Origin of the sequence: Mycetohabitans sp. B46 (assembly GCF_037389205.1) — a bacterium.
In the GTDB taxonomy this organism is placed as follows: Bacteria; Pseudomonadota; Gammaproteobacteria; order Burkholderiales; family Burkholderiaceae; genus Mycetohabitans.
The window spans coordinates 411,988-424,694 of the sequence record NZ_JADBGL010000002.1 but is presented as its reverse complement, the minus strand read 5'-3'; the positions used below and the strand labels follow the sequence as shown (position 1 = coordinate 424,694).

Genomic DNA, 12,707 nt, shown 5'->3' with positions numbered 1-12,707 from the left:
ATTGAGCCGGCGACCGGGGTCAAAGGCAGCCAGGTCGTCAACCTCGCGAAGGACCTCGCGCGCTCGCTGTCGCTCGTGTCGATCCGCGTGGTCGAGACGATTCCCGGCAAGAACTACATGGGCCTGGAGTTGCCGAATCAGCGTCGTCAGACCGTGCGGCTGACGGAAATCCTGGGCTCCGAGGTCTATGCGAGTGCGCCATCGCTGCTGACGATGGGGCTGGGCAAGGACATCGGGGGCAACCCAGTATGTGCAGACTTGGCCAAGATGCCGCACCTGCTGGTGGCCGGCACGACCGGCTCGGGTAAGTCGGTCGGCATCAACGCGATGATTTTGTCGCTGCTGTACAAGGCCAGCGCGGAGCAGGTCCGTCTCATCATGATCGATCCGAAGATGCTTGAGCTGTCGGTCTACGAGGGTATCCCGCACCTGCTGTGTCCGGTGGTCACTGACATGCGGCAGGCCGGCCACGCGCTGAATTGGGCAGTCGGCGAGATGGAACGGCGCTATAAGTTGATGAGCAAGCTCGGTGTGCGCAACCTGGCCAGCTACAATAGCAAGATCGACGACGCCGCCAAGCGCGACGAGAAGATTCCGAATCCGTTCAGCCTGACGCCCGATGCACCGGAGCCGCTCGAGAAGCTGCCGTTCATCGTGGTGATCATCGACGAGTTGGCCGACTTGATGATGGTCGTCGGCAAGAAGGTGGAGGAGCTAATCGCGCGTATCGCACAGAAGGCGCGGGCGGCCGGCATCCACCTCGTGCTCGCGACGCAGCGGCCATCGGTCGATGTGATCACCGGGCTAATCAAGGCGAACGTGCCCACGCGCATTGCGTTTCAGGTCTCGTCTAAGATCGACTCTCGCACGATCCTTGACCAGATGGGCGCCGAGTCGCTGCTCGGCCAAGGCGACATGCTGTACCTGCCGCCGGGCACCGGCCTGCCGGTTCGCGTCCATGGCGCGTTCGTCTCCGACGACGAGGTTCACCGTGTCGTCGAGAAGCTTAAAGAGCAGGGTGAGCCGAACTACATCGATGGCATTCTGGAAGGGGGCCTAGCTGGCGAAGGCGACGAAGCAGGTGGCGCGGGAACCAGCAGTGCGGATGGTGAGTCCGATCCGTTATACGACCAGGCTGTCGAAGTCGTGCTCAAGCAGCGCCGCGCGTCGATTTCGCTGGTGCAGCGTCACTTGCGTATCGGCTACAACCGCGCCGCGCGGCTGCTCGAACAGATGGAGCAGTCGGGGCTGGTCTCGACGATGGCGTCCAACGGCAATCGCGACATACTGGTGCCGGCGCGCGGCGGCGACGACTGAGCGCCTCGAGCGGTGTGAGGACAAAACGGGCCACCATGGTTGCCGCCAGGTGGCGCCATGGGCCGTGCGGGGCGCGCCACGTGTATGCAATCAACACAGGAAACGCTTTGATGATGGGATCGCTTTTTCGCGCCACGCGGGTCGCGGCGACAGGCGCATTGATTGCCTTGGCTGCTGTGCCGTGCGCGCAGGCCAGCGGCACGGCGCAATTGAAGGCGTTCGTGGCACAGGTGCGTTCGGCCGATGGCGAGTTCGTCCAGCGTCAGGTCAAGGCAGCCGGCGGCAGTGCGTCGCAGGCGCAGGGCCAGGCGGCACGCACGTCGATGGCCACGTCGAGCGGCACATTCCGCTTTGCGCGGCCGGGCAGGTTCGTGTGGGCGTACCAAAAACCGTATGAACAACTGCTGCAGTCCGACGGCGACAAGCTGTACGTCTGGGATAAGGATTTGAATCAGGTGACCGTGCGGGCGCTCAGTGGCGCGCTGGGCGCCAGTCCGGCCGCCATCCTGTTCGGCAGCAATGACCTGGAAAAGAACTTTACGCTGCGCGATGCGGGCGTCAAACAAGGCATCGACTGGCTCGAGCTAATCCCGAAATCGAGGGATACGCAGTTCGAGCGCGTCGGCATCGGTTTTCGCGACGGCAACCTCGAGGCGATGGAGTTGCATGACGTGTTCGGCAATGTGACGCTGCTCACGTTCTCGAGCCTCCACAAGAATCCGGCGCTGCCCGCCAATACATTCAAGTTTGCGGTGCCGAAGGGTGCCGACGTGATCAATGGCTGACTGGTGCCGGGTGGATTCGCGGCTGTCATCATGCATGCACGACGTTGCAAAGTGATCCGGTAAGTCTATGTTCGAAGATACCCGCACCGCCGTCCCGCTGGCGGAACGGCTGCGCCCGAAGTCGATCGACGAGGTTATCGGCCAGCGCCACCTGCTTGGCGAAAACAAGCCGTTGCGGGTGGCGTTCGAGTCCGGCGAGCCGCATTCGATGATTCTGTGGGGGCCGCCTGGCGTGGGTAAGACGACGTTGGCGCGCTTGATGGCCGCCGCATTCCACGCCGAATTCATTGCGCTGTCCGCCGTGCTCTCCGGCGTCAAGGATATCCGCGAGGCGGTCGATTTGGCGCAGGCCCATCGCGCGCGTGGGCGGCAGACATTAGTATTTGTCGATGAAGTTCACCGCTTCAACAAGAGCCAGCAGGATGCTTTTCTGCCGCACGTGGAGTCCGGCTTGTTCGTGTTTGTCGGCGCCACGACCGAGAATCCATCGTTCGAGGTTAACAGCGCCTTGTTGTCCCGCGCGGCGGTCTATGTTCTCAAGAGCCTGGACGATCATGAGCAGCGCGCATTGCTTGAGCGCGCGTTCACCGAATTGGGCGGCGGGTTGACTATCACGGACAGCGCGCGCGACGCGCTGATCGGCTCTGCCGATGGTGACGGACGCAAGTTGCTCAACAACGTCGAAATCGTCGCACGCGCCGCGCACCGTGCGAAGACCATGTCGATTGACGATACACTGCTTGGCGCGGCGTTGGCCGACAATCTGCGCCGCTTCGACAAGGGCGGCGATGCGTTCTACGACCAAATCAGCGCATTGCACAAATCGGTGCGGGGCAGCCACCCCGACGGTGCGTTGTATTGGCTGTGCCGGATGCTCGACGGGGGCGCCGATCCGCGTTATCTTGCGCGCCGCATCGTGCGCATGGCCTGGGAGGACATCGGGCTGGCCGATCCCCGCGCCGCGCGCATTGCGCTGGATGCATCGGAAACGTACGAGCGGCTGGGCACCCCCGAAGGGGAGCTTGCCCTCGCGCAAGCGGTGCTGTATTTGGCCGTCGCGCCGAAGTCGAATGCTGGCTACAACGCATACAACGCGGCGCGGCGGTTTGTCTCGCAGGATAGGTCGCGGGCGGTGCCGGTGCATCTGCGTAATGCGCCGACCAAGCTGATGAAGGAACTCGGCTATGGCCATGCATACCGCTACGCGCATGACGAGCCCGACGCTTATGCGGCGGGCGAGACATACTTGCCGGACGGCATGCGCGAGCCCGGTTGGTATGCACCTGTGCCGCGCGGACTGGAGCAGAAGATCGGTGAAAAGCTAGAGCGCCTGCGCGGGCTGGACCAGGCGTGGCGCCGTGAGCACAAGCACGGGGAAGATTGAACAGATGCCCGGCCGCAGGCGTCGCACGCTGCGGCATGATGGCAGCGCAGCATGACAGTACGCCGACATGACGGCACAGGGGCACAGGGGCACAGGGCACAGGGCACAGGGCACAGGGCACAGGGCACAGGGCACAGGGCACAGGGCACAGGGCACAGGGCACAGGGCACAGGGCACAGGGCACAGGGCACAGGGCACAGGGCACAGGGCACAGGGCACAGGGCACAGGGCACAGGGCACAGGGCACAGGGCACAGGGCACAGGGGCGCGACGGCACCCGGCTTCTGGGCTGCCGTGCTTCGTACCGTCGGGTCGGTAAGGTAAAATCTGCAGTTCATCCAACGTATTGCAAAGCTCCCCATGCTCGACATCACGCTGCTCCGCAAGGACATCGACGCGGTTGCCCAACGGCTAGCCGATCGCGGCTACACGCTAGACGTCGCCGCGTTTCAGGCGCTCGAATCCGAACGCCGTCGGCTCCAAACGCACACCGAGGACCTGCAGTCGCGCCGCAACAGCCTGTCCAAGCAGATCGGTGCGATGAAGAGGCGCGGCGAGGATACCTCCGCAGTGATGGCACAAGTCACAGGCATTGGCGACGAGATGAAGGCGTCGGCGCTGCAACTGGATGCGGTCCAGGCGAAGTTGTCCGAGCTGATGCTTGGCATCCCGAATCTGCCACACGAGTCCGTGCCGGTCGGCGCGGATGAGGCGGACAACGTCGAGGTGCGGCGCTGGGGCACGCCGCGCACATTTGATTTTGCGGTCAAGGATCACGTGGACATCGGTGTGCCGCTGGGCGTCGATTTCGAGGCAGGCGCAAAGCTGGCCGGCGCGCGTTTCACAGTGCTGCGCGGCCAGGCGGCGCGCCTGCATCGTGCGCTCGCGCAGTTCATGCTTGATACGCACACGCAGACGCATGGCTATACCGAGTGTTATACCCCCTACATCGTGAACCCGGAGAGCTTGTACGGCACCGGCCAATTGCCCAAGTTCGCCGACGACATGTTCCGTGTCGAGAAGGGGGGGGGTGACAATAAGGTCGTGCAATACTTGATCTCGACGTCGGAAATCTCGCTGACCAACACGGTGCGCGACAGCATTGTCGACGCGGATCGATTGCCGCTCCGGCTGACCGCGCATTCGCCGTGCTTTCGCTCCGAGGCCGGCGCGTACGGGCGCGATACGCGCGGCATGATTCGGCAGCATCAGTTCGACAAGGTCGAGATGGTGCAGATCACGTCGCCGGATAGCTCCTACCAGGCGCTGGAAGAAATGGTGGGGCATGCTGAAACAATCCTGCAGCGGCTGGAGTTGCCGTACCGCGTGATCACGCTGTGTACCGGCGACATGGGGTTCTCGGCGGCAAAGACGTACGATCTCGAGGTGTGGCTGCCGGCGCAGCACGCCTATCGCGAGATTTCGTCGTGCTCGAACACCGAGGCGTTCCAGGCACGCCGCATGCAGGCGCGGTTTCGCAACGCACAAGGCAAGCCCGAATTGGTTCACACGTTGAACGGATCCGGGCTGGCAGTCGGTCGCACGCTGGTGGCGATTCTGGAGAACGGCCAGAACGCCGACGGGTCGGTCACGATTCCGACGGCGTTGCGCCCCTACCTGGGCGGCATCGCGCGGCTGGAGCCCGGCGCGTAAACAGAGAGACGTAAAAGCCTGGCGCGTAAAAATCCGCTTGGAATTGCGCGACGGATTGTCTATAATCCTCGACTTCGCTGAGCAGCGACCCAATCAGCGAAGATCAAAGTCTAGGAAAGGTGGCAGAGTGGTCGAATGCGCCGGACTCGAAATCCGGTATACGGTTCTCCCGTATCGAGGGTTCGAATCCCTCCCTTTCCGCCACAGACAAGGCTTTCAGCCGAATAGAGCCGCCCCCGCAGGCGGCTTTTCTTTGCGTTCGTTCTATCGAGCGCGCATCACGATGACCGAGCACAGTGCCACTGTGTATGGATCAACTCCGGCGTTGATCAGTTTGCTGGCGGCATGAGGTCGTACATTGTGTCAATGCATTTTCAAGGAAATCACGCACCGTACGCAGCGCGGACATGCTTTTGCACTGCGTTGGACGCCCATGCGCAGGTTTGCGCTACGCTGCTGGGCTGGGGTGGTTCCAACCGAGCAGCATTCGCGCATAGGAATGGGACGCTACCCCGGCGCATGCTACATGAACGAGAGCAGGAAAGACTTAAGCTGCGTCTTTCAGCGCTACGTAGCAGCCCGGCATGGGTTGCCGGACCGCCTCGCTTCTTTGAATATTGATGAGCACGCCGCGCCCTGAACACGTGCCCCTGAGGAAGCGGCGGCCAATGCCCACCGGCGCGGCTGGGCGTATGCCACTCACGAACCTTTCTTTACCTTTTCCTTCGCATCGCCCCACGTCTGCTGAGTCTTGCCGGCGGCCTGCTGGACATCGCCTTTGAGTTCGTGGGCCTTGTTTCCGGTCACCTTCCCGGCGACCTCGTTGGCTTTCCCCTTGACCTGTTGGGCTGCGCCTTTGATTTGATCCTTGTTCATCGATCTCTCCTGTTTGATTGCCCGACCTAACCGCAGGCCGGTATGCTGCCTGATGTTGCAAGCGCCGTTCCTGCCCGGCTTGAGCTGCCGTCAGTGTCTTGCGCCGCTGCGCAGGCGGATTTCAATTAGGCGTTCGGGCCGAAGCCGATGGGCAGCGTACGATTCGCCGCGCGCTGCGGCCGCGGTGGCAAGCGACTCTCGATCGGTCATCGCCGACTCGAGCGCCGGGTGGGGCGCTTCGACTGGTGCTACAACGCCATGGTCCACCAGCTCGTAGTTATCGCGCAGCGCAATGAGCGGCAATTCGCCACCGATACGGCTGTCGAAGCCGCCAAGTCCGCGGGCCGGCGTGGGGACAGCGTTGTCCAGTGTGGCCTGCGACACAATGGCTTGGATGTTTTGGCCTGTCTTCTTCGCCTCTGCGCTCTTGCCATCGGTGTCCACCGTGTTATCGGTGGCATCGTTGTTGCGTAGGTCGGTGCCGCGTGGATGAGCCAACTGGACGGGGTCTGCGCGGCCGTCGATGCCTGCGGGCTCGCATGACGTCGCACCGGGCGACGACGTGGATTGGCCCAACCCGGCTTCTTTGCCGCTCGACGCGCGCTCGATGTCGTTCACTTGTGCGCGCGCCGTTTCAGTCTCTGGCTTTTTCAACGGGCTTTCGGCTGCCTGGCGTCGTTGCTCGGGCTGGGGCGGGTTTTTGTCTGTCGAGTCCATTGGATCGCTCCCATCGAATGATCATCCTCGGCATGTAGCAAGCCTCGTTCCACTACAGTCAGCGAAGCCACGAGCCGTCACGCCATCTTTTAGGGCAAATGCGGCCAATCTTTCGCGGCGTGGCCTCGTAGGACTGTAAAATAGGGCAAATTTTTTGCAATCTTCTATGTCGGCCAAGAAATCGCCCTTTTTCGAACTGCGCAGCGGTACGCTGGACACGCTTCTGTTCGTCGTGAAGACGACCGACCTGGCCGAGATGCGTGCTGAACTGAGTCGACGCTTCGACGCGACACCAGAGTTTTTTGCCAACGACGTGGTGGCGATCGACCTGCGGCGCTTGCCGGTGGACCGGCGCGTGCCGGTCGCAGAAGTGGCCGAGATGCTGAAGGCATTCCGAATGCATCCGGCCGGCATCGTCGCAAACGACGCACAACGGCCGTGGGCGCAACTCGATGCACTGCCGTTCGTCGAGTCATCTGAGCGGCGTGCGGCACGCAGCGACGAGCCCGCGGCCGGGACGTCGCCACAGGCCGCCTCGACGGTGCCGCAGGCTACGTCGTGCGACATGATGGCCCAGCCCCAGGGCGATGCTGCAGCCGACACCGAGCGGGGCAGCGGCCGTGCGACACGGGTGATCGACAAGCCGCTGCGTTCGGGGCAGCAGGTCTATGCAAAGGGCGACCTCGTGGTGTTGGGCTTGGTCAGCTACGGCGCGGAAGTGATTGCCGAGGGCAACATCCACATTTATGCGCCGCTGCGTGGACGCGCACTAGCGGGCGTGCATGGCAACCACGGTGCGCGGATCTTTTGCACGTGCCTGGAGCCGGAGTTGATCTCAATCGCCGGCATCTACCGGACCACCGAGACGCCACTCGGGCCCGATGTGCTTGGCAAGTCGGTACAGATCCGGTTGGCGGACGAGAAGTTGATCATCGAGCCGCTGCGGTTGACGTAGTGGCAATTCGTATTAGAAGACAGGAAGACATCCGCCCCGATAGTGGCGGAGCACATTGACGAATACAAGGTAACGGTATGGCAAAAATCATTGTGGTGACTTCGGGCAAGGGCGGGGTTGGCAAGACGACGACGAGCGCAAGCTTTGCGTCCGGACTCGCGCTGCGCGGGCACAAGACGGCCGTCATCGATTTCGACGTCGGCTTGCGTAATCTCGATCTCATCATGGGCTGTGAGCGTCGTGTCGTGTACGATTTGATCAACGTGATTCAGGGTGAAGCGAACTTGCACCAGGGATTGATCAAGGACAAGAAGTGCGAGCAGTTGTACATCCTGCCCGCATCGCAGACGCGCGACAAGGAGGCGTTGACGCTGGAGGGCGTCGAGAAGGTCATCAACGACTTGATCGAAATGGACTTTGAGTACATCGTTTGCGACTCGCCGGCCGGCATCGAGTCTGGTGCGTTGATGGCGATGCACTTCGCGGATGAAGCGCTGATCGTCACGAACCCCGAGGTATCGTCGGTTCGGGACTCGGACCGCATCCTCGGGATCCTGGCATCCAAGACGCGCCGCGCGATCGAGGGCAAGGAACCGATCAAGGAGCATTTGCTGATCACACGCTATAACCCAAAGCGGGTTAGCGAAGGTGAGATGCTGTCGCTGGATGACATCCAAGAGATTCTGCGGATCCCGTTGATTGGCGTGATTCCGGAATCCGAATCGGTGCTGCATGCGTCGAACCAGGGCGTGCCGGCGGTGCATTTGGACGGGACCGACGTGGCCGAGTCATACAAGGACGTGATCGCGCGTTTTCTTGGGGAGCAAAAGCCGCTGCGGTACATTGATTACCAAAAGCCGGGCTTGTTGCAACGTCTGTTCGGCAGCAAGTAAGGGGGGAAAATGTCGATTCTTTCTTTTTTGCTCGGTGAGAAACGCAAGTCCGCGTCGGTTGCGAAGGAGCGCTTGCAACTGATCATCGCTCATGAGCGTGCGGCCGGACGGGCGCCGGCCGATTATTTGCCGGCGCTGCAACGTGAGCTTGTCGCGGTGATCTCAAAGTACGTGAAGATCTCAAACGACGACATCAGGGTTCATCTCGAGCGGCAAGACGATCTCGAGGTGCTCGAGGTCAAGATCGAGATTCCGCAGCCTTGATCGTACAGGTCGGGCGTCGCGCCGCACGCGGCCCGCGCATGGTGGGTGCGTATCCGCCGGCGTGCGGTGCAGGCTCAGCGTGCCGTGTGGGGCGGCGTTGCATGCCCAAAACGCGTGGACAGCGCATCGTACAGCGGTGGCGCGAAGAACCGGGACACGCGTGCCGCAATTAACGCGGTGGCCATCAACGAGATCACGAGCGCGTGGCCATTGATCATCTCGATGACAATCACAAAGGCGGTAATCGGGCTTTGCGTGACCCCGGCCAGATAGCCCACCATCGCCAGCGCAATCAGCACGGGTAGCGGGGTATGCACGAATACCAGGTGCATAACGTTACCGATGCCCGCACCGATCGACAGCGTCGGCGCGAATATGCCGCCCGGTATGCCGGGCAGGTACGAACCGATCATCGACGCCATCTTCACGAGTGGATAGAGCACGGATAGCTGCGTGTGTTCCTCCAGCAGCGCGCGGGCTTCAGCATAGCCGCTGCCGAACGTATGACCTGACGAGGCGAGACCCAACGCCGCGACGGCGAGTCCGCACAGCGCGCCGAACAGCACCGGTCGATGCGATTGTAGCTCACGCAGGGGGGCGGGTAGCCAGCGCCGTGTATTGAGCAACAGCCAACTGAACAAGCCTCCCGCGATACCGTAGACGACGCCGGTCAGGACGGCTGCCAGCGCTAGTAGTCGTGAAAAATGCACGCCGGTGTCGATGGTGCCGAAATACGTGTAGTTTCCGTTGAGGCCGAGCGCGATGACGCCGGCAAAGATGATCGCGGTAATTAGCACGCCGCTCGCGCGCGACTCGAAGCTGCGCGTCAGTTCCTCGATAGCGAATACGATTCCGGCCAGCGGTGTATTGAACGCGGCCGACAGTCCTGCCGCTGCGCCCGCCAAAACCAACCGGCGTTGCAGCGCGACACCCGCCAGCCGTTGCACGCGCTCCGGGTAGAAGTGGCGCAGGCTGAACATCAGTGCAGCGCCGACCTGAACGGTTGGTCCTTCGCGTCCTATCGTGAAGCCCCCCAGTATCGCCACGAACGACACGAGTACCTTGCCAGCCAGCAGGCGGAGCGTGAGCAGGCGCGCTCCTAGCGTAGCGGTATCGCCGTGCAGCGTGGCGACTACTTGCGGAATGCCGCTGCCTTCCGTGCCGCGAAAGAAGCGCCGCGTCAACGCCACGCACAGCGCGCCTACCGCGGGCGTGACGATCAGCACGAGCCATGGATGACGATCGAAGCCGACGCGGAACAGGCCGTAGCCAAAATCGATCAGCCACGCATACAGCACCGCGAGCAAACCGACTGCGATCGCGCCTGACCAGAACACACCGTAGTGCAGCCACAATCTGCGCGCGCGGCGCGCGGTTTTCTTATTCATTGGTCCGATAGCGGGCAATGTGCGTGCAGCGAATTTATCCAGTATACCGCGCTGCATTGACCGCGTATCTGCAGCGTGATGGGGGCTGCGCGGCTCGCCGTGTCCGATCCATGCTCATCAAACTGGGCTGTACCGAAGCTCCGGCGTGCCCAGTGTAAAAAACGTAGGCTATCGAGTTCGGGAGGCAGGACACCACGTGGTATTGATCGTATGTCGACGATTGGCTTTTTCCTCTGCTGTGATTCTGCCGGAGTGGGCGGAGAACCTTTATCGGTGGCCCACCCGCACGACTGTTTCATTAAACGCAGTGTTCCTGCGCGATCCAAAATGTTCCTGGAATCTTTCCGGCCGATCCGACTCCACGACGTAAACTGGACAATGGAGCACGGCATTGGTGACGGCAATGCAGGGGCGGTGAATGACGACGCCGATACGAACGACGCCTATACGACGCTCGATCGAGGTCGATTTTCTTCGGGGCGTGGTACTGATTGTGATCGCGCTTGATCACATCTACGGCAGCTCGCTTGCCAAGTTCATGCTGCATAACTACGCGTTTTGTGATGCCGCGGAAGTGTTCGTGTTCTTGGGCGGCTATGCGTCAGCCGCGGCCTATACGGCGATCGAGGCGAACCGAGGGGGGCGGGCCGCGACTATGCGCTTTTTGTCGCGCAGTGTGCAAATCTATCGCGCTTATTGGCTGACTGCGGCGTTGATGCTTGCATCGGGCGCGATGATCGCCGCGCTGCGCTTGCGCACGCCGATGCTCGCCGAGAGCGAATGGCCGTTGTTCGCGGCGCAGCCGTGGTCGATGATCTGTGACATTGCGTTGTTTCGGCACCAGCCATATTTGGCCGCCGTGCTGCCGATGTACGCATTCTTTGCGCTTGGCGCCGGCGTTGCGGTGCCCTACGTACGCCGTGCACCCGTTGTCACGTTATTCGGTAGCCTCGTGATATGGCTGTTCGCGCCAGTGCTGGGGCCGCTGTTGCCCAACGCCAGGGCAGGCGGCTGGGGATTCAATCCTTTTGCGTGGCAATTCATGTTTGTTTGCGGGATGCTAGCACGGCTGCATCCGGTACCCACAGCGTTCCATGCGTCGTGCATGGCTCGCGGATTGACGCAGCTCGCCATCGGCATCGCGCTCGGTTTTGCGTTCTTTAAGCTGGTGGCGCAAACTCAGCCGATGCCGGGCATCATGAAACAGAACCTTGCGCCGTTGCGAGTCGTCAGCTTTGCCGCGTTGGCGTGGCCGGTGGCCGTCGCGGTCCAGCGCGGCTGGCTTCGCGCACTGGCCAGCCGGATGCGGGACGTCGTCAACGTCGGACAGCAAGGGATGCCGTGCTTTGTGGCCGGCGCGTTCATATCAATCGTCATCGATACGGCGCTGCGGGTCAGCGGCCCGCACCGGATGCCGTTCGTCGCGGGACTATGCGGCGATGCGCTGGCGATCGGCGCGGTAATCGCCACGGCGCGGCTGGCCCGCGCGCTGAAGCGGCGCGCGGTGGCCACGCGCGGCGGGCCCGCCGTGTCACGGCCTGGACAGACGTCGACGATGCCGCCCGGTATCCGACCCACACCCACTACACCACCCGCTCAACCCATGCCGGCGTACGTCCACCGCGAAGGACACCACGACCAATGAGCGCAGCCTCCGTTGCAGACCGGTTGCCTTGACCGGGCCTGCATTGGCTTGGTCGTGGCCGGGCGACCCTCATCTTGCATGCCGACATCGTCGAGGCAGTGGCCGGCAGGAAGAAGAGACTGCCGTCGAGCGGCAGACCGTGTGGCGCGATGTGAGCATGAGGGTACTTTGGACTGACGGCACCTTGAGCGTCGCGGTCCGCGTCCCTGTCATCGGTGCGCGGGAATGCACGCGCATGCGTAGTGGCGCGCATTCGTGCTGGCGGGCGTGGCGCTTGCTACAGGTTAGCTACATGATGGACGGTGCGCGCCGTTCCGCAATCGGGAGAAGCCATGATGGAAAACGATGCGCCGACGAAACATCCGACACCCGCGCGTCATAGCGACAACGAAAAGAGCAGGATGCCAGAGCGTCACGACAGTGACCGCAAGCAGGCGCCGCATGACCAGCCCGGCAAGGCGCCGGGCGAAGGGGAATTGCCGGTCGGCTGACGATTGGCGCCGGTGGCTGTGTCAGCAGGCGGGCTGGCATTAAGCCGCAGGCTCGGTGCAGGCCGACCTCGCGCAGCCTATCGCACAGCTGAATCGTGGGGTCGAATGTCGCCAGGCTGATTGGGGTTGGAGGCGCCGTTTTGCTTGCACAAGCCAAGTTACAAGCCTTCGACTTTTTTGAAACCCTTTTAAATCAAGGGATTGAGAATGAGGTTGGCGGAAGCGGTGAGATTCGAACTCACGGACGGTTGCCCGTCGCTGGTTTTCAAGACCAGTGCCTTAAACCACTCGGCCACGCTTCCCGGAACGCAGTATTGTAGCCGATTTGCTGGGCGCATG

At 62.3% G+C, this 12,707-nt stretch carries 12 protein-coding genes and 2 tRNA genes; 10 read left to right on the top strand and 4 right to left on the bottom strand.

Translation table 11 applies throughout. The annotated features are described in order from the left end of the window. The 5 genes from IHE30_RS04045 to IHE30_RS04025 form a co-directional block, all read left to right on the top strand. Positions 1-1,317, top strand: a 1,317-nt coding sequence (locus IHE30_RS04045; RefSeq protein WP_337688961.1) for a DNA translocase FtsK, incomplete at its 5' end; no start/stop codon positions are given. Between the two features lie 110 nt (positions 1,318-1,427). Next, complete coding sequence (gene lolA / locus IHE30_RS04040; protein WP_337688960.1) at positions 1,428-2,102, top strand: outer membrane lipoprotein chaperone LolA; 675 nt, start codon at positions 1,428-1,430, stop codon at positions 2,100-2,102. 67 nt (positions 2,103-2,169) lie between these two features. Then, the gene (locus IHE30_RS04035; RefSeq protein ID WP_337688958.1) at positions 2,170-3,486 is read left to right on the top strand and encodes a replication-associated recombination protein A; all 1,317 of its coding nucleotides are present in this window, start codon (positions 2,170-2,172) and stop codon (positions 3,484-3,486) included. A 360-nt stretch (positions 3,487-3,846) separates the two neighbouring features. After that, the gene (serS, locus tag IHE30_RS04030) at positions 3,847-5,139 is read left to right on the top strand and encodes a serine--tRNA ligase (protein ID WP_337688955.1); all 1,293 of its coding nucleotides are present in this window, start codon (positions 3,847-3,849) and stop codon (positions 5,137-5,139) included. A 113-nt stretch (positions 5,140-5,252) separates the two neighbouring features. After that, a tRNA-Ser gene (locus tag IHE30_RS04025) sits at positions 5,253-5,343 on the top strand. Positions 5,344-5,838: 495 nt separating this feature from the next. On the opposite strand, the gene IHE30_RS04020 is transcribed toward IHE30_RS04025, so the two are convergent. Together IHE30_RS04020 and IHE30_RS04015 are read right to left on the bottom strand one after the other, a co-directional pair. Beyond that, positions 5,839-6,015, bottom strand: a complete 177-nt coding sequence (locus tag IHE30_RS04020; protein ID WP_337688954.1) for a CsbD family protein — start codon at positions 6,013-6,015, stop codon at positions 5,839-5,841. 90 nt (positions 6,016-6,105) lie between these two features. After that, positions 6,106-6,732, bottom strand: coding sequence for a DUF3005 domain-containing protein (locus IHE30_RS04015; RefSeq protein WP_337688952.1), 627 nt, complete (start codon positions 6,730-6,732; stop codon positions 6,106-6,108). Positions 6,733-6,898: 166 nt separating this feature from the next. Here IHE30_RS04015 and minC point away from each other — a divergent pair, with 166 nt between their 5' ends. The 3 genes from minC to minE all read left to right on the top strand — a co-directional run bounded on the left by minC (position 6,899) and on the right by minE (position 8,844). After that, positions 6,899-7,687, top strand: coding sequence for a septum site-determining protein MinC (minC, locus tag IHE30_RS04010; RefSeq protein WP_337688951.1), 789 nt, complete (start codon positions 6,899-6,901; stop codon positions 7,685-7,687). A gap of 77 nt (positions 7,688-7,764) precedes the next feature. Next, positions 7,765-8,580, top strand: coding sequence for a septum site-determining protein MinD (gene minD, locus IHE30_RS04005; RefSeq protein ID WP_337688950.1), 816 nt, complete (start codon positions 7,765-7,767; stop codon positions 8,578-8,580). Positions 8,581-8,589: 9 nt separating this feature from the next. After that, entirely contained in the window at positions 8,590-8,844 is a 255-nt protein-coding gene (gene minE, locus IHE30_RS04000) for a cell division topological specificity factor MinE (protein WP_013434404.1), read from the top strand. 74 nt (positions 8,845-8,918) lie between these two features. Here the strand turns inward: minE and IHE30_RS03995 are convergent, their stop codons facing one another. After that, positions 8,919-10,232 (bottom strand): chloride channel protein, encoded by a 1,314-nt coding sequence (locus IHE30_RS03995; RefSeq protein ID WP_337688949.1) that lies wholly within the window; start codon positions 10,230-10,232, stop codon positions 8,919-8,921. Between the two features lie 418 nt (positions 10,233-10,650). Here IHE30_RS03995 and IHE30_RS03990 point away from each other — a divergent pair, with 418 nt between their 5' ends. Then, positions 10,651-11,877 (top strand): OpgC domain-containing protein, encoded by a 1,227-nt coding sequence (locus IHE30_RS03990; protein ID WP_337688948.1) that lies wholly within the window; start codon positions 10,651-10,653, stop codon positions 11,875-11,877. 332 nt (positions 11,878-12,209) lie between these two features. After that, positions 12,210-12,368, top strand: coding sequence for a hypothetical protein (locus tag IHE30_RS03985; RefSeq protein WP_337688947.1), 159 nt, complete (start codon positions 12,210-12,212; stop codon positions 12,366-12,368). Positions 12,369-12,582: 214 nt separating this feature from the next. Here IHE30_RS03985 and IHE30_RS03980 read toward each other — a convergent pair. After that, positions 12,583-12,670: transfer RNA gene (locus tag IHE30_RS03980), tRNA-Ser, on the bottom strand. Between the last annotated feature and the right edge of the window lie 37 nt (positions 12,671-12,707).